Consider the following 26865-nt stretch of genomic DNA (forward strand, 5'->3'; position numbering starts at 1 on the left):
CAGCCGCACCTTCGTTCAGGTCATCGTCCGGACGCCGCTGTTCGTCGTCGGCTTCCGGATGCAGCCAGTCAGGTCCCGGACGAGTAGACGCCATCGGACCACGGGCGACTTCTCTCGCGGTCTCTCGTCGTCCTTGATTCTTTGAAGTCTGCTCTCTGAACAACTTTTCGTCACCCGGTGAGGACGAAGCATCGCTCTCAGCCGTCGGATTTGGCGCGCGATGACGCGGCCCCGCCACAGCCGGGGCATCGCCGTTCGACAATGCCTCGGCGTACCCCCGGATGGTCCGCCGTGCATTCTCGACCACCGCGTCCGGCCGAACGTCCTCCGGATCCTCGTCGAAAACGTCTTGATCGGTGAACATCTGGTTCACGTCGAGATCATCGCCCTGCGCGCCCGGGCCGTCCGACCCCGAACCGCCCGCAGCAACGCGATCACGGTGACCGCCCTCAGGACGCCGCCGTCGGGTCACCCGCAGCCCGAGCAGACCCACGAGGGCCGCGATCAAGCCGTAAACACCCCAATTCGCTTGCCCACCGGCCGGATCGACCCCGGCTTCCGGCGACATGGCCGACGAACCTGATCTTCCGCGGGCGGCAGAGCTCTCGCCTGCCGACGCCCCGGGCGCCCCGGCAGACTCCCCAGGCGAGTTCGTCGACGGGCTGGGTGATGGTGCCGGCCCAACAGAATCCGCCGATGGGACCTCACCTCGCTCCACGGAGCCGGACGACTTCCCCGCGGCGTCAGGCCGATCCCCCTCCGACGTCATGGGGGTGTTCCGGGCACGCCCGCTCGCATGCCGCGCTACGCCCCGGTCCTTCGACCCGTCCGGAAGCGATATCACGTCGCCGGTTTCGATGTGATCGACGTCGGTGATGACCTTGCGGTTGGCCTGCCGGATCTCGTCGTAGGCCTCGGCGTCACCCAGAAAACGATCGGCCACCGCCCCGAGCTGATCACCGCGGGCGATCCGGTAGAACGGCGTGCTCCCCTGCCCCTGCGTCGCAGCCGGTTCCGCGATCTGGCCACCCGGTACGAGCACCGTCCAGCCCGGCCTGAGCAGATCGGGAGACCTCATGACGGTGCCGTCCTCCTGACGACGGCCCACGTTGAGATCCCAGATCTCGTGCCAGCGCGCCCCGTCCCCGAGATGCCGCTCGGCCAGCCCCCACAACGTCGCCGACGCTCCGCCCTCTCCGACCCTGATCTTCGCGACAGAATCTGCCTTTTCGGCCTGACCTTGCCCCGTCCGGTCAGCCGGAACGGCGGCAAGCGAGACGACGGGACCCTGCGTCGCCGCCAGCGCTGTGGTCGGCACCGACAACGGCGCGAGCAGAAGGCCTGTTATCAAGGATCGCCGACGCAGCGAAAGTCCCGGGATCGCGAAGCCTGTGACCAGAGCCTGCCGGCCACGCCGCGTCCGCAGGACCGCGCGCACCGCCCCGGCACCGTCGAGCATCAACCCGGCCCACCACACCCACCCGATCAGGACCACCAGCCGGACGCCGACGGCACCACCCCAGCAGCCGTCGCCGATCAGTTCCCCCACCTCGACGGCGACACCCCAGGGCATCCCCATCATCCGGATCAGCACGACGGGACACCCGAGCACCACCCCACACAGCAGAGCCAGCGCCACGACGGCACGCACGAGACCACCGATGCGACTCGCCGCGGCCATCACGCCACCGCCCCGTCGAACAGGACGACGAGCGACGTTGTGTCAGGAGCTGCACTCCACTCGAACATGACCCGGTCCCCTGCGCTCGCTGCTGGTTGACGTCCGTCAGCCCACTGCGGGCACCGTCCACAACGCGTTCCACGGTGAGACATCTGGTGCCTGTCATGACGCTGGCGACGCGAGGGGCGGCAGCCGTGACCTCGAGGTCCGGATCCGCGAACTGGAAACGTCGCGGACGGTTGCCGCCCGGTATCCCGGGCACATCAAAATCCCTGGTCCGACGGCAATGGCCGGATGTCGCGATCCCTGCAGATCGCTGCCGCGAAAGGCTGAGCCGCAGCGCAGGCTTGAGAATCTTCTCGGCCTCCTTGACCGGCACGGCTACCAACCCCAGCCAGCGAGTCGACCACCTGGTCGTGACGAACAACGGCAGACTGATCGACCGGACAGGCAATGCCCTCGCGCCCGGATCCAGTCCGAAGGACAACTGGTCAGCCCACATTCCGCTTGACAAGTGGCAGACCTGGAGGGCCTGGAATGCCCCTTAAGAAGACAGACCTCTCTACACCCTGGATTCGCGACGAGCTCATGATCCATCTGACCCGGCTCTCCGATGCCAGCTGGCTAGCCACAGCCACAGCAGATAACAACGAGGAGCTCTACGAAACGCTGAACTTTCTTGACGACTTCGCCATCCTCGACAATCCAGATCTGCAAGTGGGCTACTTCTTGATCAATCACAACGAGGCACAGACACTCATGCAGCTCGATGTGGCGCTAAATCAAGCCTTAGGCCACAAGGACAGGCACTTGTGGGAGCCAGTCTCGCTGGCGGCCCGCTCGGCTGCCTCGCTGATGGCCGCGAGCCCCTAGGTCCCGCTCAGCAGTCGTCGAGATCAACAGGCAGCAGGTCACCCTCGAACCCAAACTCACCCAAACCATCCACGACTTCGTCCGGCGACTCCAAGGTGGTCACTAAAAAGCGAGACGCCCGTTCTACGCCGCGATCGGCGTTGACCTGCGCGGACACCGCGACGTCCTCGGCGTGTGGGCCGGCACCCCCGGCGCCGGGGAATCCTCGAAGTTCTGGATCTCGATCCTGACCGAGCTCAAGAACCGAGGCGTCGCCGACATCTTCTACCTGGTCTGCGACGGACTGAAAGGCATGCCCGAGAGCGTCGGTGCGGTCTACCCGGAAACCATCGTCCAGACCTGCCTCGTGCATCTCATCAGGAATACCTTCAAGTACTCCTCCAAGCGCTACTGGCCCGAAATCGCCCGCGACCTGAAACCAGTCTACACAGCCGCGAACGCCTCCGCCGCGCAGGACGCATTCGATTCCTTCGACGAGAAACGGGGCACCCGATATCCAGCCATCTCCTCTCTCTGGCGATCGGCGTGGGACAACTTCGTCCCGTTCCTGGACCTGGACATCGAGATCCGCCACCTTCTCAGTTCCACGAACGCGATCGAATCCCTGAACGCACGATTCCGGAAATCAATCGACGCGCGAGGACACTTCCCGACCGAACAGGCGGCCCTGAAAGTTCTCTACCTGACCGTACGGTCCCTCGACCCGAAAGGCACCGGACAACTACGCTGGATGATGCGCTGGAAGCCAGTCCTCAACGTTATCGGCGTGTCATTCCGAGACCGCATGCCCGACGCTGATAATCTTTAATTATTCGCACCACCAGTTACACAACTGGGCGGCACAGAACCGGGGCCGATTCAGTTGCGGTTGCGGTGACCATGGCGCGCACGTTGTCCAGGCTATTCATGAATAGCTAGCACTTTTAGCCCGCACCGTCTAAAGCAGCCCTATCGATTTCACGCCAGAGCTCTGGCGAGCCTAACCCAAGAATGATCGATGCTAAGAGGGGGAGATGCTCGTAGATAAGCATCCCCCCTCTTGCTAGACTATATTAGCGAGTGACTACTTATTACGCATCCCCCTCATTCGAATACGCATGACCGCCGAAACTATTAGGAGCGTCGCGGCCGCGATGCCCATAATTCGCAGCAGGGAACTCTCGGCGCTGAGGGCAGATACCAGGAACGCTAACCCAGCTGCAGCGAGTAAGCCCAGTGCAATTTTTTCCCTCATTCTTCTCCTTTGCAGTCGGTATTAGAAGATTTATTAGCTGTAGTAGTTCCACCCCGCAGATTCACACGAACCAAGAGTTAGGAAGGCACCCATTCCAACGCCGCCCCAAAAGATTGAACCGGCAAGCAGTCCCGCGGGCGGTGCCGCCACCAAAAGACTGGCCCCGGCAAGACCTAGGGCAACCATGCCTGCGATACAGCCAACCTTTGGGCTTTGAAGAGCGTCTCCCAACCAAGAAGTTCCTGCGGGATCTCTATGAGAGCTTGGGCATCCACCGGCGTACAAATAGGGGTGAGCCTCCTGCTTTGTGGGATCAGGCTGAGTGAAACGACCACTGGTTGTGTCATAGAATCGGGCACCCGTTTTTACAAGGCCCGTTACCGCGTCGGTGTAGCCGCCGCCGTACCGATACGGCTGACTCAGCGATCCACTGCTGGCGGTGATGACCCCGTACGCAGAGTACGTATATGCAACTTCGGGCGCCCCTCCGGTTGCGGTGACCATTGCGCGCACGTTGTCCAGGTTATCCATGAATGGGTAGTACTCGCTCGTTGAGGTGTCAGTTGGGCCGACGCGGATGGCCAGGAGCTTGCCGTCGGGGTCGCGGACGGTCCAGGTAGTGGTGCCGCCGGTCTTGGACCACGCGGGTGCGGGTGACAGGGGTGAGGCCATGAAGGTGGTGGTGCCGGAGGTGAGGCGGTTGCCGTTGCCGGTGCCGGCGTAGGTCTGGCCGGTGGTGGTGCCTCCGGTGGGGGTGAAGCTGGTGGCCTGGTCGCGGTCGCCGTAGGTGGTGGTGCGGCCGGTGGCGGACTTGGCGGTGGTCTCGTTGCCGTTGGCGTCGTAGGTGAATCCGGTGCCGGTCAGCGTGGCTCCGGTGGGGGTGGTGCCGGTGGCGCCGGTGAGCTGGTTGGCGGTGTTGTAGGTGTAGGTCGCGGCCGGGTTGGTGGTGGAGCAGGTGGCGTCGGCGGCGGTGTAGTACTTGGTGCGGTTGCCGGCGGCGCTGTAGCAGAACGCCTCGTAGGTGGTGGCGCTCTCGCCGCCGATGGGGGTGGTCGAGGCGATGCTCAGGCGGTCCTGGCCGTCATGGGTGTAGGTGGTCTTCTTGCTGGTGACGGCGTCGGTGACCGAGTTGACCAGGCCGGTGTCCTTGCTGGCCTCGGTGTAGGAGTAGGTGAGGTTCAGCTGAGTCGTGGCGCCGGTCTTGGCCACGATCTGCTTGATCCGGCCGGAGTCGTCCAGCGTGTTGGCCTGCACGCTGGTGCCGCCGGGATACTTCGTGCCGGTGCGGCGTCCGTCGTCGTCGACCTGCAACAGGATGCAACCGGTGTCCTCGTCACCCGGTGCGGCATAGGTCAGGCCGGCGCAGTTGCCGCCGGGCATCTGCACCCAGGTGAGCTGGTCGGCGTCGTTGTAGCCGTAGGTGACGATGCCGCCACCGTCGTTGTAGACCTTGAGGTTGGAGGCCTTGTCGTAGGACAGGGACGCGACACCCTCGGGGGCGGACACGGCGGTCAGGCGGCCCAGGTCGTCACGGCCGTAGTCGGTGAGCCGGGTGACGGCTCCGGTGGCGCTCTGTTCTTTGACCGAGCGCAGCCAGCCATTGTTGTTGCCGGTGTTGTCGCCTCCGTAGTGGGAGGACTCGGTGGACCCGTCGGCGTGCTGGACGTAGATCAGGCGGTCCAGGGCGTCGTAGCCGTAGTAGGTTTCCTGGCCCTTGCCGTCGGTGAGGGTCTGGAGCCGGGAAAGGCCGTCGTAGGTGTAGGTCTGGTTGGCCAGGCTGCCACCCGAGGGCGGGATCGTGGTGACCAGTTCACCCTTGTCGTTGTACCGGTAGGCCGTGCGGTGGCCACCGGTGGCTGCCCGGCTGCTGCCTTTGACGTACTCGGCGTCACGGGTCTCGCACAGTGCGCCGGCCTTGGTCGCGGTCGGGGTGCTGCCGGGCCCGCAGTGCACGACGTCGCCGTAGGCGGGGTCGGTATCACCCTCGTAGAGGCTGACGGTCGTGGAGCCGTCGGCCTTCTTCTCGCTGGCCCGGTTACCACCGGTGTTGTACGTGTAGGTCGTGGCGTTGCCGCGGCTGTCGGTCTGCTTGGTCGGGTTGTATAGGCTGGCGCCCGTGCCGTAGGAGTTGATCGTCATCCCGGCCCCGGTCGGGATCTTCGTGGACGTCATCCGGTAGGTGTCACCGGCGCTCTCGTAGTCGCTGGTCGCCGTCTGCGTACCACCGCCGGTCGCGCCCGTGGTGGAGGCGACGTCGTCGTTCGGGGAGTAAGTCTTGGACACGCTCTTGCCCAGGGCGTTCTTGGCCTTGGAGACCAGACCTCGCCCGTTGGCGGTGTATTCGGTGGTGTGCCCGTTGGGATCGGTGACCGTGTTCGTGGCCGTCGGCTTGCCTTCAGAGTCGCGGGTGTAGTCGCCGTAGGAGAACGTCCAGACCGAATCCCCGCCGGCGGCGCTGTTCTTGCGGGTCAGCTTCGTGATCCGCCCCTGCGCGTCGTACTGCATCTCGGTACGCAGGTCCTCGGTCGTCACGACCGCCGTCACCCGGTGCGCCGAGTCGTACTCGTACCTCACCGTGCCGCCGGCGGCGTCCGTGACGGACTCCAGCTGGTTGCCGGTGATGCTGTAAACGATCTGACGGTCGGAGGAATCGGTGATGAAGTCGTTGAAGTACCCCGAGTAGTTCGTCACCTCAATCTCCCGCCCACGGGTGTCGGTGACCGACCTCAGGATCAGCGTGCCGTCGATCTGGGAGCGCGCGGAGGCGTCGTAGGTGAAGGTGATCTTGTTGCCGTTCCTGTCCGTCACCGACTCCAGTGCGTAGATCTGGTCGGTGTCGGTGCCGATGTTCTTGAACAGTTCCTTGGTCTGGCTCGTGCGGTCGGTCAGGCTGTAGTGGCTGGAGTCAGGGACGGCCAGGTCCTTGTCCAGGCCCTTGGGCCGGATCCACGTGTTCGAGACGTTCTTGTTGCGCAGGTAGGTCCACTGCCCGCCGGAACCGTCTCGGTAGAACATCGTCTGCGCCGCGCCGGTGGTGCCACCGTCGTACGGCCACAGCCGGGTGCCGGTCAGCGACGACGTCCACCCGTACCCGTCCACGCCGAGACCGTCGGTGTCCAGCGACTGCGAGGTGTGGGCCACGTTCAGGTCGATCCCGGAGCCGGCGATCGACAGCTCCTTCGTCGTCACCGAGGCGTTCCCGGTGGCCGGGTTCACGCTGACGCTGGTGCGGTCGGACAGCTCCTCGGTCACCACCGCCGTGTTGCCCTTACGTACGCCGGTGCGCGGCTCCCACTCCACGAACAACGACGGCGGCCGGGACGACTGCGGCGAGCCGAACCGCAAGAAGTCACCACCGGCGGCCGAGGCCTGCTTCTGCAGGATGAAACCGTTGTGCTCCGATCCGCCTTCGGTCCATTCCTGCACCAGACGTGAGACATCCAGGTCCTGGTACGTGCCGTCGGGCTTCAGTTCCTTGCGCTCGTACACGTCCGAGCGGTCGCCACCGGCGGTGCCCCACGTGGTCGACCCGTCGCGTGTGGTCCAGTTCGCCGACGTCGTGAACGAACTGGTCAGCGCGCGCACATCGACCGTACTGGCGGGAAAGGCGGAGTCGTCGACAACGGACAGGCTCAGACGCGCCGTCGCGATCTGCGCGTCCGCCGGGACGACGTCCAGCAGGGTGTCAAACCGAAGCAGAGCACGCCGTTCCGCGCCGCCGTTGCTGTTCCAGGACGTCAGGATCTCCGATCCCGAGCACAACGCCGGGTCGGTGGCGGCGGCGTTGGACTGCAACGTGCAGGCAGCCATCGGTGCCCCGACCCCGATGGTCGGATCGATCGCGACCGGCCACGCACGACCCTCGGCCGCCAGCCACTGCCGGTCCGGCGTCAGGGTCATCGTCCACGCATCGCCGTCCTGGCCGCCGGCGTTCTTCTGCACCAGCGTCGTGATCGCGGCCGACGGCTCACCGTGCGCGTCGTTCATCACCGGCGGCGGGATCTCGAACGTCGTCTGTCCCTGGGCGTTCACCACATCAACGGCCCCGGACTCCAGCACCTTCAGCGTCATGCCCGCGCCGGTCTTCACCGTGAAGCTCAGCGATCCGCCCGGCAGCGCATCCAGATCCGCCAGCGAGGCCACACTCGCGGTCTCCTTGACCGCATCACCGATCGCCTCGTACGAGAAGTCCACACCCGGAAGAGCCTCGGAGTAGGTGGCCTCAGCCTCCTTGACCGTGGCGGTGGTATCCGACACCTCCGGAGCATCCGCGGTGGCACTGGAGCGCTGCTGGGCGGAACCGGAGCCCAGGTCGTCCACCGGGGTCGCGTCCGGCGCCAGCTGCACCGAAACGAAGGCACCGGCATCCGCGCCGTCGGCGATCTTCACCGGCTCCACCAGCGATTTCGGCAGATTCAGCGTGTAGGCGTTCGCCCCGTTCCTCCACCCACCACCGCTCTTGTCGGCCTGGAGCACGTTGTCGATCGGCTGCCAGGCGCCCTCGGCGTCCTGAAAATTGATCGGGGACGCCGAAAGCTGCGTCACCCGTGTGCCGCTGACCGGATCCGTGAATGTCCGCGACATCCGCGTCCGTTCCTTCACCAGCTCCGTCTTACCGGTGTCCGGCTCAGCCGCGGCCAGTGCTCTGGCCGTCAGCTTCGCCTCCTCGGCCGAGCTCATCGGCTCGTACGACGTCGGCGGCCGCTCAGGCCTCACCGCATCATCGCCAGAACCGGCACCCTGCGCGCTGGTCCCTGCCCACGCCGCACCAGCCGGCAACAGACCGACCGCGACCACGGCAGCCAGCAACGCCGTACCCACGCGCCGCGCGCCTGGCCGTCCAGGAGAAGCCCTCCACAGCAAGGGCAGCCGACGCAAGAAACCCCAAAATAGAGTAGCCGTTGCCAAAATGGCACGACGAAGTAAGGCAACCACGGGTAAGAACCCCAACCATCATGCCGCTCAGTGAGCAGCGATCAGCAAGTGGTGATCACCCTGGCGCAGGAACAAGATCGTTAGGCATCAATGGGACATTTACATCATATGATGCATATCACCTAGCTACAGGCCAGCCATCCATGATCAGATCACCGTGTCTGGCCTGAAGACGGGAATTCACGTCAGCATCCCTCAGAGGCCCAGCCTCTTTCGTCTTGCAGGCAGTTCCGCTCACCTGCATTGGGAGGCGGAAAATTTCGGTGGCGGACTGTCGCAGCCGGCCACCACTCGCACACAGATCCGTGTCAGGAAGCCATCTCTCGCCGCTGCCGCGCCCGCCGGTGCAGCTGGTCCGCCGTCCACGGCGGCAGGTCCTCCTCGACCTGCGCGTCGTGCTCACGCAACAGCTTCTGGACCCAGCGCCGGGCCGCAGTGGTGTCCTGCAACGCGTCCGCGGCGGAGACGAGATCGAGGTAGGTGGTGTCGTCACGTCCGCCCGCCTTCAGCGCGACCAGTGAAACGTCGCGGGCTGCAGCGGGATTGCCCGTGGCCAGGCAGTAGTCGGCGTAGGTGTGCGCGATGTCCGTGATCAGCGCGGTGAGGTCGAGCAGGAGGTTGGTCTCGCTCAGCCAGTCGTAACCGTTCTGGCGCCGCTCGGCCAGCACCGGCCCGGTGACCAGATCCAGGGCGGCCCGCACGTCCTCCATCCCCTGTTCCCCGTGGCCCAGGCCTCGTTCATAGAGGCGCCGGGCCAGGTCGGCGTCGGACAGGACGTCGTGGACGCGGTAGCGGCGGTTGCCCTCGTTGGGGTTGATGGCCGGCACGTAGGGATCGCCGGAGACAGGGTCGACGCCCAGCCACTGCCGGACGGTTCCGACGGTCTGGCGGGGCATGGCGGAGGTCGCCTTGCGCAGCGCGTCGTGCGGCCACAGGCATTCGGCGAAACGCTCGACGGACAGGCCTTTCGGGTGGGCCCACAGCAGGACGACGACCTCGGTGAACCAGGCACGCCGGGAGTCGATGGTTCCGGCGGCCCGCACCTGGACCGGGCCGAGCACCGTGAGCCGGGGCCGGGAACAGACGGTTGCCTTCCAGGCCGCCAGGTCCTCTGCGAGAGCGGGATCGGCCTCGGTCATCTCCGGTCGTGGCGGCGGCGCGGTGATCTCGGGTTCACAGGCCAGGTCGAGCACGGTATGGACGTCGGCGGCGGCCATGGCGGCAGCGGTCAGGGGGACGGCGGTGAAGTTCGTGTGCAGGCGGGCGCGGCTGTCCAGAGCCAGATGCCTTCGGCCGGGCCGGGTTTCGGCGTCCTCGTCCAGGAGCGTCACGCTCACCCCGTCCCCGGCCCGCGTTCGGTCGTCTCGATGGGAACGTCGTGCGTCGATCAGGTCGATCACGCTACGGCCGGATGCTCCGTGCGGAGGGCCCTTCATCTGCGCGGCTCGCAGGAGGTTCGGGTCTGTCGAATGAACCCGGATCACCGGTGATGCCTCCGTGCCGGGCGCGGGGGCCGGGGTGGTCATCGCGGTCAGGGTGAGTGCCTGGGCGAAGTCGTCGAGAGCTCTTTCCGGGCCGGAGATCACCAGGTCGGGTGCCTGGATGAGGTTGAGCAGCCAGGCGTCACCGGTCACGGTGTCTGCGGTCGGTGCAGAGCGGGTCGGTGCAGGGCGTGCCGGCTCAGGGGTGGTTCCGATCCACACCCAGATCCGCTCCTGGGCGATGGACCTGTCCAGAGGTTGCTCGAGAACGGCCAGTTCGTCGTCCGTGAATTTCAGGAACCAGTGCCCGGAGAGCGGATCGGTCTGCCACGGTGAGGGTGCCGGTTCCGATTCCGGGTGGGCCAGGACGAGGTCGATGCGGGTGTCGTCGATGCGGGCTGCGACGATCTGGGCGAAGTTCAGGCCGGCCGTGGCCCGCTGGGTGTCCAGAACGGTGAGTGCTACGTCGAGCCGCCGGCGGAGCTCGTCGGCCAGTTGTCCGGCGGCACGCAGTTCTCTTTCGGATGAGGCGGTTTCGGTGGTGATGCGGGCGAGGGTGTGCCCGGGGCGCCGGGCGGCCAGGCGGCGCCTTCGGCGCCGGTACATCTCGGCGGTCACGGCACCGGCGCCCAGCGTGGCTCCGGTGCCGACGCCGACGGTGAACACGATGGTGCGTGACTGGCCGGCAGATCCTCCCGGTGGGTTCTCGTGTAGATCGGCGCGGATCAGAGCTGCGCCACGGACGGATACCTGACCGTTCCGGAAGTTTTCGCCGGCCCCTGATACGGCGTGAGCAGGTGGTTCGGATGGCTCGGCGGGCGGCGGTGCGGCCGGCTGGGCGAGGGCGGTGGCCACAGCGGGGGTGGTGAGCAGGACGGCGGCGATGAGGCGGTGGACGATTTCGTGCTGGCCGGGCAGGGCCGGCAGGAGCGACGTGGTCCGGTGACCCAGCTTGGCTGTCTGGGCGTGGGTTTCGAGGACGATGATGAGCGTCATGTAGGCCCAGCCGCCCCAGGCGATGGTGGCCAGCAGGTGCAGCAGAACCTCGTCGGAGTAATCGCCGACCTGGAGGGCCTGCCAGTCCGGCAGCGGGTTGCCGACGGCCCCGACGAGTAGGAGCGGGCAGCCCAGGACCAGCGCCACCAGGATCATGGCGGCGGTCAGGGCCCGCAGGTAGGGGCGAAGACGGATCATGGTGTCCCCTCGGCATCGATGGTGACGGGCTGGGCGGGGCCGGCGTCGGTGGCCGCGGTGAGGGTGGTGGCTCCGGCGGTGGCGTCGTGGGAGAGGTCCCGGATGCCCACGATGCCCAGCCCCAGGGCCGGGCAGGGGATGCGGGCGGTGACGCTCACGCTGGTGGCGTCCGGGGCGACGGTGACGGTTCCGGTGGCGCCGGCTTCGTCGAGCCATGCCTGACCGGCCCGGCGGGCGGCGACCGGGTCGATGCGCAGAGCCGTGGGATCGCCGGTGCGCAGCGAGGCCTGGGTGATCTGGTCGGCGGCGGCGCGGGCGGCCTGCGAGGCGACCTCCAAAGAACGGCCGTGGGCGTTCAGGGAGCGGCTGACATCGACGAAACATCCCGTCAGCACGAGGAAGAAGACGGTCAGGCCGATGAAGACGATGCCGGCCTGCCCCTCGTCGCGGGCCCGGGGTCTGGGTGTCATGGCTGGCCTCGGTAGGAGCGGCGGGCGTCCAGGGGCGCGCCGGCGGTGGCGCTCAGGTCGCGGTGCGGGCCGAAACCGGCTGCCCGGGCGATGCCCAGGTCCACGCGGCAGGTCACGGTGACCGTGACACGGCCAGCGGCATGGAAGTCGCCGGTGTCGACGCTGACACCGGGATGTCCTGCACTGCACGTGGTTCCGGTGTCTTTCAGGGTGCTGGTGGCGAACCGGGTGGCGGCCTGGCGGGCCGCGGCGGGGCTGGTCTCGAGACTGGCGGCGCGGGCGGCCGCTGCGGCGGCGGCACTGACCCGGCCGTCGGCCAGGACGAGCCGCCCGGCGCCGATACCCATCACGAGGAAGACCGGGACCAGGGAGAACAGGACGACCATCTCGACGCTGCTCACCCCGTCGTCCCCGCGCGTGCACCACGGGATCACGGAGCCACCCCCAGACGCTCGACCGGGCCCTGCGCCTGCACGGTGAACTCCCCGGAAGGCACGACGGACAGGGGGATCCGGTGGGCCCGGGCGCGGATCGTCACGGTGACGGTCGTGGTGGTGCGGGTGACGGTGACCGCCGGTGTCTGGACCAGGTCACCGGCGACCTCGTCGAGGTAGGCCAGCGCCTGGGCGCTGCCGTCGGCGTCGGCGCCGGTGTAGGCACTGGCGTGATGAGCGCCGTAACGAGCTGCCGACTGGGCGGTTTCGCGGGCCCAGAACCAGGAGAAGACCTGGAGGCAGCTGGCGGTGACGATCAGCAGGAACGGCACCCAGAACACCAGCTCCACCGTGCTGGCTCCCTGGTCACGCCGGGCTTGTGTCACAGGTTCATCACCGCGACAGCTCCGGGGTAGAGCATCATCAGGACCACACCGGCAGCGATGACGAGTACGGCCAGGCGCATGGACTCGTCGCGCTCCCCGGCCTGGCCCAGGCTCTCGGCCAGGGCCCGGCGGCGCAGGGTGGCCGCGCGCTCGATCAGGGTGTCGCGCACCTCGGCGCCCTCGTGACTGACCAGCTGCGACAGGCGTCCCAGGTCGGCCAGATCGGGGACGCCGATGCGCTCACCCAGCACGGTGAGCGCCTGCCAGTGGCTCTGGTGCGCGCGACCGGCCCGGTAGAGGGCCTCCCGGATGAGGTGCATGGCCAGCGAGGTGCCGGACTCGGCGGCGGTGACCAGGGCCTCCTGAGGTGCTGCGGCGCCGCCCATCTCCAGGGCGACCAGGTCGCACCACACCGGCAGCACCGCCACGATCTCCCGGCGGCGTCGTGCGGCCCGGGCCCGCACGACGGCGTCGGGGAGCAGGAAAGCGCCCACCCCCGCGGCGGTGGCGAGCAGCAGCAGGACCGGACCCGGCACGCTCACCTGCCCCAGGCGTCCGACCGCGATCCCGCCGACCAGAAGCACGCCACCGGCCAGGCTCAGCGCCAGGACCTTGGCTGCCATCACCGCGTCGGCATCGTGCCCGGCCAGCAGCAGGTCCGGCGGCGGCACACGCAGCCGCAGGCCCCGCTGCCGCGCCCACCCTCCGACCTCCAGGGCCGCCCGCCTCCCGGCCTCACTCCTGCGGCCCCCTGGACGGGCGTGGTGAGCCCGGTCTGCCTCCAGACGCCGCAACCGGTCCACGGCCGGGGTACGGCGGGCCGGCCACAGCACGACGCTCAGCAGCAGCACCGCCACGGCGGCCAGTCCTCCCAGCAGGGCGGGTGTCATCGCTGCTCCTTCCGTGTCGGCCGGGTGGGCACAGCAGCCGCGGTTGCGGAGGATGCGGGGTCCGAGGTGCTCGTCGTCCCCCGTTGAAAGCCAGGGGCGTGAGCTGTGGAGCCGGCGAGGATCTGCACCACGCGTTGCTCTCCGGGTGTGAGTTCGGTGAGGAAGCGGGGCACGGCGGTGGTGGTGCCGAGCCGGGCGAGCCAGGTGAACCCGGCACCGATGACCGCGACGACGGCAGCCAGAACCAGCTGACCGGTGAAACTGTCGTAGGGGGCCATGTAGGCGGCGCCGAAGGTGGCCAGATAGGCGAAGATCAGGACGGTGACACCGACGATGATCTGCACACTGCGGTGAATACCCGCACGGTTGGCCAGGATCTGCCGGCGCTGGCCCACTTCCTGGGCGCAGGTGTCCACGATCCCCGACAGCACCTCGGGCAGCCGGTCACCGCGACGCCGGGCCGCCAGCACCAGCGCCGCCACCACGACGTCCGCCCCCGGCGCCTGGGCCAGTGGCTGGAGAGCCGCGTCCAGAGGCTCACGCACCAGCATCCGGCTGCGCACCTCCTCCAGGGCAGGTTGCAGCACCGGGGAAGCACCCTCGACGCTGACGCTGATGGCCTGCTCCAGACTCGCGCCGCCGGCGACGGTGTCGCGCAGGCCCTGCGACCACGACACCACCGCCTCCAGGACCTCGATCTGCCGGCGCTCGGCGCGCCGCCCACCGGCCACCGCCGGCCACGCCGTCACCAGCGCCGCGCACGCCGCACCGGCCACCGGCCAGCCGCTGACCCACCAGGCCGTCACCGCCGGCACCGCAGCACTCAGCCCACGCACGCCGTTCGCGCGCAACCGCCACCACCGCGGCGCTTCGCCGTGGTGACGCGGAAGACCCCGCAGCTCGGTGAACAGCATGTTCGCCGCAGCCACCACCGACACAGCCAGCAGCCCGCTGAGCACCAGAACACCGGTCGGGCCAGGCACATTCACGGCGACCTCCATGCCTGCTCACCCGTCTCCTCGGCCCGGGCCGGATCCTCGGACGGCCACACGCTCAGCAGCGCCGAGGGCACAGCGGTGGCTTCGTCCCCGTCCCCGGGCCCGCTGGTCGGCGCCCAGTTCAGGCTGCTGCCCTCACCCGGCCGGCTGAACCGGGCCGGCCGGCTCGGCTGATCCGACGGTCCCCTCGCTTGCCCGGGATGCTCGTGGACGGCGCTCGCCGGCTGGGACTCTCCTGTCGGCCCCTCCCCCGCAACCGTTGTCCCCGAGGGTCTTCCGGCCCGCGACACGGGCTGATCCGGCAGACGGATCGAGTCGCTGACCGGACCCTCATCGCCCGGGCGGACCGAGCCCCCGGCTCGATCACCGCGCCAGGTCGACGAACCGCTCTCACCGCCCAGATCGTCGACATACCCGAACCTCGCCAGCAGGTTCGCCTGCCGCAACGGAACCCGCGTCCGCCGCGCCCGCGAAACTCCCTCACCGGCAGCGAAAATCGTTGCGGTGGAGACATGGTCACCCACACTGCCCGACAACTCGATGATTTCCGAGACGACCCGGCGCTCGCCGGCGATCCGGCGCACGTACACGATGTAGTCGATGGCATGACCGATGAGCCGGGCGATACCGTGCGCCTCAACCGATTTCCCGAGAAAACTGAGCTCGGTGAACAGACGGACGACGGCGCCGTGGGCGTCCCGGGCATGGATCGTCGACATCGACCCGTCCGAGCCCTGTTCCATCGCCTGGAGCATGCCGAACGCTTCCTGCCCGGCCAGGACCTCACCGAAGATCAGCCGGTCCGGGTTCATCCGCTTGGTCCGGGTCACCAGCGCGGGCCCGTCCAGCCCGCCGAGTCCCTCCGCCGACGGCAGCACCGTCTGGAGCTCCACGACGTCCGGATGCAGCTCCCGGTCGCGCCCCAGACCCAGCTCCAGGGCATGTTCGATCGTGATGATCCGCTCCACGGCAGGGATCTCGTTGGCCATCGCCCGCAGCAGCGTCGTCTTGCCGGCGTCCGTCGGCCCGGCGATCAGGATGTTCGCCCGCGCCCGCACCGCCGCGGCCAGGAACGCCGCCGCCTGAGGATCCAGCGTCCCGGACTCCACCAGCGAGATCGTCTCCCGCCCCGGCCGGCGATAGGCTCGCGAAGGCCGGTCCAGGAACGCCACCGGCCCCAGCCGGTCCCGGCGGATCGAGACCTGCGGACGCCGCGACGCCGCCAGCAGCCCCGAGATCCGCACCCCACCGGGCAACCCCAGATCCACCTGCGGATGCACCGTGCTCCACGGCCTCGCGACCACACCCGCATGCGTGGCCAGAGCCCGGATGACGTCGATCAGCTCCTGGTCCGAATCCACCACCGGCGCAAGCCTGATCCGCCCCCGGGTCACCGAGCTCGCCCACACCTCCACCCCTTGCAGATCGATGTTCTCCAGATCCTCGTCGTCCAAGAGCACCTGCAACGGCCCCGCCCCGTAAATGGCGTCCTCGACCGCCTTCACCAACCGGCCGTCATCGGCACCGGCCGGCACCGGCAGCCCGCTCGCCCGGTGCTGCGCGGCCACCGCGCTGACCGCATCCCGGATCAGCGGCAGGGCAAGCTGCCGCTCCTGCTGCGGCGCCAGCTCCCCCAGCCCGTCCAGCGACCGTGCGCTGCGGCGCCTCGTCAATTCCTCGGCCACCTGCTGCTGCAACTGGCGCACCACCGCGAACCGGACCCGCCCACCGGCCGACGACTCCCACACCGAGCCCGCCCCGGTTCCACCGGTGCCCCGCCCTGTTCCGGGCCGGCCACCGGCATCCAACGGTGGACGACGAAGCGGCCGCTCCGGCGGATCACCCACCACCGGCGGCGCCACGTCGCGCCGGCCGCCACCGGCCACGGAACCACGACCGGAAACCGATGACGCCGGGGCCGTGCCGGGCACGGGGGACGGCGGGACCGCCCAGTCCCGGTCACCGCCTCTCCACAGGCTCACACCTGACTCCGGAGCCACGGCCCGTCCGCCGGCCTGCTTCCTCTCACCGGCGCCCGGCCCGGAATCCTGCCCAGTCGGCACCCAGGTCGTCTCATCGCCTCGCGCATCACGGGTGACCGGCGGATGCGGCGGCTCGGTATGACTGCCGCCAGAACCGCTGGGCCCCAACGGAGAACGATGCCGCGGCGTCACGAACCACCCCCACGCAGACGGGAGGCACGATGCCGCAATCCCTCGACCAGCCCCGACATGTCCGGTGATGCTGTCCGGTGACCGGAATCAGCCGCACCACCCCGCCAGGACCAGGAAGAACTCTGTCGGTTCACGGCCGTCTCCACCGGCAGGCTGCTGTCCGGCCACACCCGCTGAATCCGCCCGACCAGATCACTCAGCGCCCCCATGAACGGCGATCCCATCAGCCGCTCCCGCGCTCCCTGACGCATCCAGCCCGCCCCGGACAACGCCTGGGCCGCCTCGGCGTCTTCCACCACACCACCCAGCACCACCGCCGGATCCATGCGCTCGCGGATCGCGCGCACGACGTCCGACTCCACACCACCGACCCGGACCGTGCGCACCAGAACCCCCAGCTGCGGCCCACTTCCGCCGACAGCCAGCAGATTGTGCAGCAACGGCCCGCGGTCCCGCACGGCGTGAAGGCCCGCCACGTCGCCGTGCGTCAGGACCAGCAGCACGTCCACGGCGCGCGCCAGCGGCAATGCCCCGTGCCCCGGCTGCATGCGCCCCAGATCGGCGATCACCGGAACCGGCCACGCCCGCAACACCTCGACCGCGCGCGGCCACATCTCCCACATCCGCGCCCACGACACCGCATCCAGCGGCCCCGGCACGACATCGAACCCCAGCCCCGTACGCTGCACGAAACCCTTCACCCCCTCGACGCTCTGGACGGTTTCGCCTTCTGAAAGATCAAGAACGGACGGCGACTCGGCCAGGAACCCGCCACCGGCAGCAGCGAACCGCAACGCGGCCTCCGCGCCGGAAGGGTCCCCCTCCACCAGCACCGCCCCACCCGGCCAGCCCAGTGCCAGCCCTGCCGCCAGAACACTCACCCCCGGAGCGCCTTTGAGCGAGCACACCCCAACGATCACGAACCGGCACCGACCTGAACCAGACCCACCTGGCCCCAGCTGCTGGCCAGCACCACGTCACCCGACGACTGAGCCGGCACCCGCACCGTCACCACCAGATCCCCCGACCCCGTACTGTCCTGCGTCACCGCGACGATCAGCGCCGATTCGGCCAGCGTCACCGGGCCGGACAAGCTGTCAGTGTCCGACCCCTTGCCCGGGACCTGAAGGACCCGCACCCTGTCCCCCGGTTCCAACCCGTCCGGCGCCAGGCCAGCAGCCACCGCCACACCGACATTGGCCTGCCCGGCATCGGTTTCCGTCTTCGGCGCCAATCCGGACGGCTGCAACAACGCACCTGCCTCCAGCGTCGAGGCCGCCCGTCGGCCCACCACGTTCTCCAGCTCCTCGGCCGGGATCGCCGTGACACCACCCGCCACCGCAACCGTCGTCAGGTCCGCACGAGTGATCACCACCGACTCCGGAACCCGTTTCGCCACAACGATGACCGGCGTCTTCACCCCGGCCCGCTGGATCGCCGCAGCCACCGCCGCGGCAACGATCAGACACAACACCAGCGTGGCCACGACCCGCACCGGACTCCACGCCCGGACCGAGACGTCACCGCGCCCCCCATAACCCCACGACAGCAGCCCACTCACGAGCGCACCACCGTCCCGGACTCACGCACCTCCACCGACTCCGCCCCCTCCCCCGTCAACTGACCCAGACCCCCACCAGCACCCGTCGAACTGGTCCACGACACGTCATAAACCACCGAAACATCCAACACCACAGCCGAACCCGACGACCGGAACACCAGAGCACACACGTCATCACCCGGCTTCCGACCACCATCAGCAGCCGTCCACGCCCGGCCAGGCACCGGACACCGCGCCTCACCCGCACTCCCCGAAACCACCAACTCGGCCGGCGCAGCCGTCACCCTCGCCCAGACGGCACCCTCCCTGGCCGTCGCCTCCAAAGGCTCCTGCTCCCCCAGCCAGAACCAGGTGTACTCATTCACCCACGCCACCCCCGCAGGCGAACGCGCCAACCCCGGAACCGGCGCCTTCATCGAAGCTTTCGCCTGCCGAGCCAGCAGAAGAGGATCCACGGCGACAGCCTCGTTCTCCTCGGTCTCCGGCGCCCAGTACGTGTCCACGATCGGCACGGCTCCCATGGGGAGCGGACACCATCTCAGGTAGATCGCGCCGTCGGTGTGTCCTTGCCAGACCGGATCATCCTTGGCCGGCTGTGGAACGACACGCGTTACCTCGCAGGGTTGTTCCACCTGTGGGCTCGCAGTCCCGCCCGTCGTCGTGGCTTGGCCGCTTCTGGAACACCGAAGCTCGGTGCCGTCAGCTCGTTCCTGAACAAGTACACCGGTGGAGCAGCTCCTCATTCGCCCGTTACAGGTGGCCTCGACCCCCGCGTCGCGCGAATCAGGAGGACTTCCGGGGACACATTCGGCGCTGGCCGGCGAGGCGCTCAGGAAAAAGCCGATCACAACCAGACAGAAGAAACCGACCCGAATTTTCAGGGCTGGCATGTGCCCTCTTCCTTCACATCGATTGATTTCACACCCCACCTTTTTCCGACCCGGATCATCTCAACCGTCGATTCGTATGGATCAGTAATATTGCTGTCCGAAGTCAACTCGAGCTTGTTTCCCGACTTCGCATCGTATGGCCGATAAGAAGGATCCGGGACGGCGCAGTCAATCAGAACAATTTGCGGATAAGGTTCCGCTTCAAGGTCAACACCCTTGACACGAACGTGCGACACAGGAGCTTTGCCTTTGTACTCAGCCCCCATGGCGGCCAGGGAATGAATGTAAGTGAGCGTTTGAATCCGAGCAGGGTCGTAGGACCACCGTTCGAAGTCCCCTTCGGGAGGCAGTGACTTTCCCTTCTTGACCGGCTCTTTCTCAGCCACAACCGTCGCCTCGAGGAAGGCCTCATAGGCAGCGATCGCTTCCGCTGCCCGGCCATCGGAAGCCGACGCCGTTGTGTTCACAGCAGCGGGCCGCTCATCACTCGGCGTAGCCTCGGCCGCCCCTGAGCCTTCCGTCGAGCATGCCGCCAGCAGCACCACTACGACCCCCAACGTGCCAAGCCAGTACCCGCGCAACCTCATCACCCTCGCAAATGGTCATGAACCCATTGAAGTCACTCGTTTACTCTTGGTGACGCGCCCATGTCAACGAGACTCCGTCGGCACGCAGCAGAAGCCCCAAGCCAGGAGTGACCGTTGTGACTTCCGGGATTTTCGATTGGGCATATCGACAATCTGTGCCGGAATTTCCGACAAGACATCACCGCATGTTGACCTTGGGTGAATCACGTCACTGCTCGATCGCGCTGCTCAGTTCGTGCCCGATTGGGCGGCCGTGACGCGGTTAGCTGCCCTCTCAATGGATCGCGAACGGGGCGGGGGCACTCTGAAGCTGCTGAAAACCCAAGGCATACGCTCTCGACGAGTCAATCGAGACGTTCTCCAACCGGCGCAGTGGCTCTTTTCCCTCGATCATCCAGCGGCTCTGCACCCAGATCATTCGCTCACAGTGCGTGAAGGAGGAGAGGGGTGCCATGGGCCGGTGTCCGCCCGAGAGATCCACGACGATGCAGACAACATGCCAGTGCGGTCCGTCACTCCCTTTAATCAGAGCCATTCTGGGAACGATGCTCAGGGCATCGACATCCATCAACGGTCGAGCACCTGTCTTGGGCCAGCGATCCATCAGATCGATCATTTGCCGCCCGCTCGAGGTCAGCATCGAGCTGTCGGTCCAGGTGCGCACAATGGCTGTGGCCGGCCCGACCTGGCCGGCGCGCCAAGCGGCGACGTCGATGGCCGCCAACTGGGCCACCGCTCCCTCCGCAGTCATCGGATAACCCGTCGCAACGTCCAGACGCCCAATCACCGTTGACGCCGGCAAGAGCATCGACGCGCCCTCGGGACGGTTCGAGCGTGCGCTTGAACGTGGACTGCTCCCAACATCCGCATACTGACGGTAGGGCGCCCAGGCCATGGCATTCCGGCGCGCCGACACGGCTTGTGCTGATGCGGCCTCGGAGTGACGGGGTACGGGCTCTGCTGATCGCGGCCTGGAGTCCTCGCCCAAGAGCAACTGCGCGGCGGCAAGTGCTGCACCGAGGAGCGCGGTGCCGGCGATTCCGGCTACGCCGATCATGAATGCCCAGAGGCGACGGCGCGGCATGTGCTCGCCGTCGACCGGTCGCGAGTGAATTCTCAGCGGCGGACGATATAGCACCTACGACTCACCTTCCAACGGATCCGGCGAGCCAGGTTGGCTCGCGGAGTTCCATTGGGAGTCAGTCACGTTCCATGACTCGTTCTAGCGCACGCTGACCTGCGCATTCAGAAGAAAGGACGAGGCCCCGGCCTACCGCCAGGGCCTCGCGAAGCCTGATCTCATCCGAGAAGGGTGTCTAGTTCTCCTGCCTTGGCCGCGCTCAGCCAGTCGGCGAAGGCTGTCGGCGTCATCCCCAACGTGGGTCCCGCACCATGTTGTTTGGTGTCGCGTACCTCCACAGCACGCGGGGTCCTACGCTGCTCAACGCAAGCGTTGTCCCCAGCCGATCGGCTGGCTTTGACCCAGCGCTGGGGGTCACGGTTGAAGGTCATGCAAACTCCCTGATCGGTATAGCCCGAGCATGTATGCGGTCGAACGCGAGGCGAAACTTGGTCAGCTCCGGCTCTGTCTCCAAGTATCTTCCCTCTGCCAGATTTTCCGTGAAGACGACGGGTGCTTCACCCTCGCCAAGTTCTGCCTCGAAGACGTGGATGCTGAAAGCGCCCGACATCCACGGATGCACGCCAAGCTCCTCGCTCCACACCGAGATCTCGGCCTTACCGTCGGCTGCCAGGGAACGCAGATCCCTGATCTGCTCCTGCATCAACTCGGGCGGGCCGGGCTGGGCACGGAGGGCCGCCGCGTGCACGACGAATCGCAGATGAGGAAAATCGGAGCGACCAAATACCGATCGTTGCCGCGCTAGCCTAAAATCGAGAAGGCTCCGCTTTTGTTCTGGCGGCAATTCCGTTAGACCGATGATGTGTGCGGCGTAGGCAGGCGTCTGCAAGAGTCCGTGGAGCACCTCCGTGCAATAGGCGTCGATGCCGACGGCACTCGTTTCCAAGTCGCCGAGCATACTGAGCGTGGACGGAACCAAATCCAAGTAGGGTTCAGTCCAACCTCGGACCTTGGCACCACGGGCCAACCGCTCCAGATCGTCGGTCTGCCGCCGATCAAGTGCGTAGAGAGTGGCCAAACTCCTGACATCCGCGACCTTGGCCTGTGATCGACAAGTTTCGATTCGATAGATCTTGCTTTCGTCGCAATCCAATCCGACTGCTGCATCGCCCTGCGTCTTCTTGGCACGCTCGCGTGCCACCCGAAGGCGCCGCGCAAGTTGCCGCTGAGCCAACGTCACCGCCGTCACGAAATCCCGCCCCTCTATAGGCCTCCTGCCAAAGCAGTGTGACCCAGCATTACCGAATCGACAAAATGCAGGGTCGCCAGAACTTCCGGCCGGTTGCCATCCTGGATAGGCAAGCATGGATCGACGCCAGCTGGGAGAGGGCGAACACGAAGTTGATGAAGAGTCGCGTTGGTCTGACGGCATGAGCCAGAAGAAACCTCGCTGCTCACCGCATTTGCTGGGTAGGAGCTCTCGCAGCGACTTGGCAGCCAGACGCAGGGCACACAGCGAACAGCGACACGCACCTGGCCATATCCGGTTTGTTTGCAAGAGAAGAGATTTGATGAACGCCAGAGGCCAGACCTGGGGGTAGGAACAACCTCCAGCGCCACGGCATGAGACTCCCGTCCTCCCCAGAATTCGGCATCGGGAGCGACGGGAACCGCGGCAGGCCAGGTCCTCCCTCCGCCTCCTGCCGCGGTAGCAGGGTGCACGCCCGGTTCCGCGTCAGGTGGATCTGACGATCCACCAGCCGGGCGTGCACCCGACACCATGAACAGCCAGCGACACCCGTCCTGCGATCGGAGAGACCCATGAGCAACACACCATCCCGCATCACCATGGAAGACCCCCAGAACTGGTCCGTACTGCTCTTCGCTCCCCAAAGCCTCGAAATCGGCTTGATGGACGAGGTTCTCACCGCGCTGAGCCAAGACGTGATCATCCAGCTACCGCAACAGGTCACCGCAACCGACGGACAGGTCACAGCACACTTCACCGAGCCCGCGACCGACGACCCGGACACCGAGCCGACGCTCGCCGATCTCCGCCGATCGTTCGTGGGTCACGAAGCCGGCATCGCCCTGGCCTACGCCACCGACGATAAGATCGAGCGCTCCGGATTCCAGCACACCGCGGCGCTCGTGCGACGGCTCTTCGCCCAGCTCGGCGGAATCCAGCAGCATGCAGCGCCCCGATCCACCGAATTCGCCACGGCCGAGGCCATCTCGTCCAGCAGCCCGGAGATGCCTCTGGCCGGCCTGGTGCACTCCTCGGCAAATCCTGCTCGTACCGACCGCGAGTTCGCCATCTGGTACGGGCCCCTCGGAGGAGCGACGCTCACCCCTGACGATGCCTGGGACGCGGATGAGGAGATCGCCCGTCTCCTGCTCTGAGCAATATGCCGTACCAACTCACGATTCACGGAAGAATCGTGAGAACACGAACCCCAGGGCGCTTCAGGTCATGGACGACGACACGACGCCCCCCGTTGACCGCTCCTTCCAGGAGACGCCCATGCGCGAAATCATCCACCCCGATGGACATCTCTGGCAGAGGACCTCCGTTGCCGACGGTGATGCCGTTGACCACGAGCGCATCATCGCAACCGTCCGACTGGCCAGCAACGACGAGATCGTCGTCCGCGTGGCGCAACGCGAAGACGTCGACATCCTCGCTGATCCCGCCGTCCGGCACCTTCACCCGCCTCGGATCACCCTCGGCGGAACTTTCGAGCTGACCAGCAGCGAGTCCGCCGAGGTCATCGCAGCGCTTGGCGCAGCCAAGGATTTCTCCCTCAATCTCGAGAACCATCTCTGGAGCCCGCGGCTGGTCGGCGAGACGTAAGACGGGATGCCTACCACTACGCGCAAGTCCGGCTCATCGACGGTCGGGGCCTGCGTCCGCCTCTGCGCAACTGGCCACGTGACGACGTCGCCCGTTGCGCAGAAATCCCCCTGGAGGAACCGATGGATCCTGAACCGTCCACTGGTACACCAGTAAGGTGCTCTGCGGCACCGAGCAGCTACGATCTGTCCAGCCAGCGCCGTTCCGCCTCCTTGAGGGCCTCACGAATCTGCGTCTCCACACGGCTGGTAGTGGTGGGCAACCGAAGCAGACCAAGGGCCCGGTCCTCGAAGATCTGATCCTTCAGCCGGTCCCGGCGAAGCTGCACTGGATCATTTGCGTGATAACGGAATCCGTCGACCTCAATTGCCAGCCACGGCAGGTTACTGATGCGGTTGTAGACGACGAAGTCCAGTGAGGCTCCGTTACGGACGAACCGCTCCTGGTCCGGTGTCAGCCCGTTCAGGTTCGGAAGCAGGGTACGCAGCAGCATCTGCCGCGCCACGACCAGATGAGCGTACTCGGGTTCGGACAGCAGCTCGTGAAGCAATGTCCAGACGATATCCTCGGCGGGGTTGGCGATCTCGAACCGCCGCCGGGAGGCAAACCCGTCCAGCCTGCGGTCATAGTTCTGGTAGAGCAGATCGAACACCGAAAGCACGTCGCTGTCGACCACATCCTGATCGGGGTTCTGGTAGCCGATGTATCCGATCAGATCGCGTAGGTGCCGGCTGGACGGCAAGAGGTCGTTGTTGGTCACCAGCACAAACTTTTCTGCCGCTCGCGACACCGCGACGTTCACCAGACGGGCATCATCGACGAACTCGAGACCCGACCTTCCAGAACGGGTCTCGTCCAGAACCGTGGTCAGGATCATCACCGGCTTCTGTCGGCCCTGGTACTTGTGCACTGTAGCCACATCCGCAGCGACCGTCACGGTCTCCCGGGTGAGGTCGACCTGCTGGTTGTACGGAGCGGCGATACCGATCTGCGATTCCTCGAAACCTTTGCAGTAGTGCGGGATCACCTCGTCCTCGATGACGTCGACCTCACGACGGTTGGACCGGCCGCCCGTTTGATGCCGGCGCATGTGGTTCCCGGCGGCGGTACGCACCACCGTCATGGGCCGCTCATCGCCGGGCCGGGTGAACGGGATCAGAGCGCCCGCGTAGAACGCCTTGTTACAGTAGCCAATGATCGCCGGATCGCAGCGATAATGTTCCCGCAGCAGTGTTTTCGGAAGATTGTCCCCGTACCGGGCATGCAGCGACGACAGCATGCTGTGGGCCATGTAGTCGAACGCCGGATGAGGTGCATCCCGGCCGCGTCCGGCCTCGGCGGATATCTGCCCGAGCTGGCGGCTGTCCCCGACCACCACCAGCCTGCGGCATCGGGCCAGGACCGGCGCCGCAGCCAGCAGATCCACCTGGGACGCCTCGTCGATGATCACGTAGTCCAGCAGAGCGTCTGGCCCGATCGCCCCCGGAAGCGCGTGGCAGGTGCTGGCGATCACCGGATAGTCCCGACTGAACTGGGTGAAGACGCTGCCGCCCCAAAGCCGCCCCGGATCGTACGTGACTCTGCTCAGGTCTTGGTAGCGCTCCCGGAGCGCGGCTTCGAAATGCCGGCTGGACAGATCGCGATGTTCCTCGACCAGCCGTTCGAAGGAGCTGCTTCGCAGACGGTCCTCGATGGATTCTTCCTCGTGCTGCAACTCTTCTATACGCCGAACGTAGAAGGCGTGCTGCAACCGCAGGATCACATCGGTGTCACCGGGGTCCAGCCCACGCAGCGACCCGTATCGGAAGTACCGCTGCACCCGCCGAATGAGTCCACGGGCCGCGCCGCCGGCGGCAGGATGCGTCTCCACCAGGAAATCGACGATCCGGCCAGAAGATTGCCTGAGCAGGGGCAGCTTCGTCAGTTCCGGAACCTGCTGCTGCTCGAGGAGGTCCTCGAAGTGCCGCACCTCGAGCCGATAGGCCTCCAGTTCACCGCGAACGACGGCCCGACGCAGTTCGTCGGCCTGAGCCTCCCGCAGTCTTCGGTCGACACGGGCCAGGTGCTCCGGGCGGGGTTCCGGCGACGGGCCGCCCAGCATCGCCTGCACCTCGGCGTTACGGCGGTCATGCCCGTCGACTCTTCAGCTTCACGCAGGAGCCCTGGCAATGATCCTGAGCCAGTACTCCCTCAGGCTGAATGAAGAATCCAGCTCTCCAGTTCTGGCGGTCTACGCCCGACCCCTTAACTTCCAACAAGTTAGGTGAGGGTGGCACATGGATTGCGGTTGCCGGGGGTGCCAAGATTCCAAAAAATGGCTGGCTGCAGTTGGAGCTTTGTATATTAATAGACGTGTCAGTCAATTGAATTTTTTCGCCCGACCCGTGGCAATAGCCAAGCTGGATGTCGTAGCCGCGTCTGCTTTTATCGTCGCATCAGGCTCTCTAATTTTCCTGTCAACGGTACACCTCCAATTCTTCGGGAAAGAGCCAAAGCCTACGGCAGGACAACTGATGACTGCGGCAGTAGCCATACTGCTTGCTGGCCTATCCTTCGCGCATAACATCGCAACTAAGCGGCGAGACGAGTTGGCACGGTCCCACGCCGATCTAAAGAATAGTTTCCGCCGTCTCACTTCTCGCGTTTCGATGAGCGCCTCAGTTTATGCCCGATCGAGCAATAACAGTGTAAAAGATTTAATCCGTGAACGCGGCGCAAGGGAGGCAGGGGACCCGTATGCCCGTAGCGGGTACGGGCTCGAGGCGTGGAGGAGAAAAAATTACGCAGAGTTGAAGCGATTGAACGAGGAGGCGACTTTGGCTCAGGCCTCGGATATTGACGCAAAGACGGCGTCAGCAATCGCGGAAGCGTTCGCGGATTTCTACTGCGCTTTAGGCACCTTCCGCGCGACCTGCAAGCCATATAAATACCTAGAGTCAGCCGCGCTTCGCCTTGAGCGATATGCCAGGGTCTGGGAGGTGTACGTCCTCCGCGATCCATTTAATGATTCTAATGTGAACTATAAGTCCAGAGCAGCCTATTTTCATTTGAGCCGAGAATTTTTGGATCTTATTGGAAGGATCATTTACCGAAGCCCTCATTTCCCGTTGGATGAAAGGGTTTTGCGTTTAATGAAGGCTCG

Annotated in this window: 21 protein-coding genes and 1 pseudogene; 4 read left to right on the top strand and 18 right to left on the bottom strand. The window is 66.3% G+C overall.

Annotation, left to right across the window (positions count from 1 at the left end; genetic code table 11):
• A partial coding sequence (locus KIH74_RS35280) for a LysM peptidoglycan-binding domain-containing protein (RefSeq protein ID WP_214160803.1) occupies positions 1 to 1681 on the bottom strand: 1681 nt, incomplete at its 3' end.
• 588 nt (positions 1682 to 2269) lie between these two features.
• Between KIH74_RS35280 and KIH74_RS35285 the strand changes: the two genes are divergently transcribed.
• Positions 2270 to 2554, top strand: a complete 285-nt coding sequence (locus tag KIH74_RS35285) for a hypothetical protein (RefSeq protein WP_214160804.1) — start codon at positions 2270 to 2272, stop codon at positions 2552 to 2554.
• A gap of 7 nt (positions 2555 to 2561) precedes the next feature.
• Here the strand turns inward: KIH74_RS35285 and KIH74_RS35290 are convergent, their stop codons facing one another.
• Positions 2562 to 2711, bottom strand: coding sequence for a hypothetical protein (locus tag KIH74_RS35290; protein ID WP_214160805.1), 150 nt, complete (start codon positions 2709 to 2711; stop codon positions 2562 to 2564).
• Between KIH74_RS35290 and KIH74_RS35295 the strand changes: the two are divergent.
• Positions 2664 to 3362, top strand: a pseudogene (locus KIH74_RS35295) (IS256 family transposase); the annotation flags it as partial. The gene KIH74_RS35290 and the pseudogene KIH74_RS35295 overlap by 48 nt on opposite strands.
• Before the next feature lie 459 nt (positions 3363 to 3821).
• Here KIH74_RS35295 and KIH74_RS35300 read toward each other — a convergent pair.
• The 15 genes from KIH74_RS35300 to KIH74_RS35370 all read right to left on the bottom strand — a co-directional run bounded on the left by KIH74_RS35300 (position 3822) and on the right by KIH74_RS35370 (position 22118).
• Entirely contained in the window at positions 3822 to 8609 is a 4788-nt protein-coding gene (locus KIH74_RS35300; RefSeq protein WP_214160806.1) for a DNRLRE domain-containing protein, read from the bottom strand.
• Positions 8610 to 9031: 422 nt separating this feature from the next.
• A complete protein-coding gene (locus KIH74_RS35305) occupies positions 9032 to 11398 on the bottom strand; it encodes a hypothetical protein (protein ID WP_214160807.1) in 2367 nt (788 codons plus the stop codon).
• Complete coding sequence (locus KIH74_RS35310) at positions 11395 to 11868, bottom strand: pilus assembly protein TadG-related protein (protein WP_214160808.1); 474 nt, start codon at positions 11866 to 11868, stop codon at positions 11395 to 11397. The genes KIH74_RS35305 and KIH74_RS35310 overlap by 4 nt, the downstream gene beginning before the upstream one ends.
• The gene (locus KIH74_RS35315) at positions 11865 to 12269 is read right to left on the bottom strand and encodes an ATP/GTP-binding protein (protein ID WP_214160809.1); all 405 of its coding nucleotides are present in this window, start codon (positions 12267 to 12269) and stop codon (positions 11865 to 11867) included. Before KIH74_RS35315 ends, KIH74_RS35310 begins: the two co-directional genes overlap by 4 nt.
• Before the next feature lie 29 nt (positions 12270 to 12298).
• Positions 12299 to 12688, bottom strand: coding sequence for a TadE/TadG family type IV pilus assembly protein (locus tag KIH74_RS35320; RefSeq protein WP_214160810.1), 390 nt, complete (start codon positions 12686 to 12688; stop codon positions 12299 to 12301).
• The gene (locus KIH74_RS35325; RefSeq protein WP_214160811.1) at positions 12685 to 13578 is read right to left on the bottom strand and encodes a type II secretion system F family protein; all 894 of its coding nucleotides are present in this window, start codon (positions 13576 to 13578) and stop codon (positions 12685 to 12687) included. Before KIH74_RS35325 ends, KIH74_RS35320 begins: the two co-directional genes overlap by 4 nt.
• A complete protein-coding gene (locus tag KIH74_RS35330) occupies positions 13575 to 14567 on the bottom strand; it encodes a type II secretion system F family protein (protein WP_214160812.1) in 993 nt (330 codons plus the stop codon). Before KIH74_RS35330 ends, KIH74_RS35325 begins: the two co-directional genes overlap by 4 nt.
• Positions 14564 to 16558: a TadA family conjugal transfer-associated ATPase gene (locus tag KIH74_RS35335; protein WP_214160813.1), complete on the bottom strand. Its 1995-nt coding sequence runs from the start codon at positions 16556 to 16558 to the stop codon at positions 14564 to 14566. Before KIH74_RS35335 ends, KIH74_RS35330 begins: the two co-directional genes overlap by 4 nt.
• A gap of 188 nt (positions 16559 to 16746) precedes the next feature.
• Positions 16747 to 17631 (bottom strand): hypothetical protein, encoded by an 885-nt coding sequence (locus tag KIH74_RS38230; RefSeq protein ID WP_214160814.1) that lies wholly within the window; start codon positions 17629 to 17631, stop codon positions 16747 to 16749.
• Positions 17632 to 17666: 35 nt separating this feature from the next.
• Positions 17667 to 18236, bottom strand: coding sequence for an SAF domain-containing protein (locus KIH74_RS35345; RefSeq protein ID WP_214160815.1), 570 nt, complete (start codon positions 18234 to 18236; stop codon positions 17667 to 17669).
• A gap of 71 nt (positions 18237 to 18307) precedes the next feature.
• Positions 18308 to 18823, bottom strand: coding sequence for a hypothetical protein (locus tag KIH74_RS35350; RefSeq protein WP_214160816.1), 516 nt, complete (start codon positions 18821 to 18823; stop codon positions 18308 to 18310).
• 365 nt (positions 18824 to 19188) lie between these two features.
• Positions 19189 to 19746, bottom strand: a complete 558-nt coding sequence (locus tag KIH74_RS35355; RefSeq protein WP_214160817.1) for a hypothetical protein — start codon at positions 19744 to 19746, stop codon at positions 19189 to 19191.
• A gap of 316 nt (positions 19747 to 20062) precedes the next feature.
• The gene (locus KIH74_RS35360) at positions 20063 to 20926 is read right to left on the bottom strand and encodes a hypothetical protein (protein ID WP_214160818.1); all 864 of its coding nucleotides are present in this window, start codon (positions 20924 to 20926) and stop codon (positions 20063 to 20065) included.
• Positions 20927 to 21087: 161 nt separating this feature from the next.
• Positions 21088 to 21300 (bottom strand): DUF397 domain-containing protein, encoded by a 213-nt coding sequence (locus tag KIH74_RS39440; RefSeq protein ID WP_214160819.1) that lies wholly within the window; start codon positions 21298 to 21300, stop codon positions 21088 to 21090.
• Positions 21297 to 22118 (bottom strand): helix-turn-helix domain-containing protein, encoded by an 822-nt coding sequence (locus KIH74_RS35370; protein ID WP_214160820.1) that lies wholly within the window; start codon positions 22116 to 22118, stop codon positions 21297 to 21299. Before KIH74_RS35370 ends, KIH74_RS39440 begins: the two co-directional genes overlap by 4 nt.
• Positions 22119 to 22717: 599 nt before the next feature.
• Here KIH74_RS35370 and KIH74_RS35375 point away from each other — a divergent pair.
• Both KIH74_RS35375 and KIH74_RS35380 read left to right on the top strand, forming a co-directional pair.
• A complete protein-coding gene (locus KIH74_RS35375; protein WP_214160821.1) occupies positions 22718 to 23272 on the top strand; it encodes a hypothetical protein in 555 nt (184 codons plus the stop codon).
• A gap of 70 nt (positions 23273 to 23342) precedes the next feature.
• Complete coding sequence (locus KIH74_RS35380) at positions 23343 to 23723, top strand: hypothetical protein (RefSeq protein ID WP_214160822.1); 381 nt, start codon at positions 23343 to 23345, stop codon at positions 23721 to 23723.
• Positions 23724 to 23901: 178 nt separating this feature from the next.
• On the opposite strand, the gene KIH74_RS35385 is transcribed toward KIH74_RS35380, so the two are convergent.
• Positions 23902 to 25824, bottom strand: coding sequence for an AAA domain-containing protein (locus KIH74_RS35385; protein WP_214160823.1), 1923 nt, complete (start codon positions 25822 to 25824; stop codon positions 23902 to 23904).
• Positions 25825 to 26865: the final 1041 nt, after the last annotated feature.

Source organism: Kineosporia corallincola (genome assembly GCF_018499875.1).
GTDB classification, from domain to species: domain Bacteria; phylum Actinomycetota; class Actinomycetes; order Actinomycetales; family Kineosporiaceae; genus Kineosporia; species Kineosporia corallincola.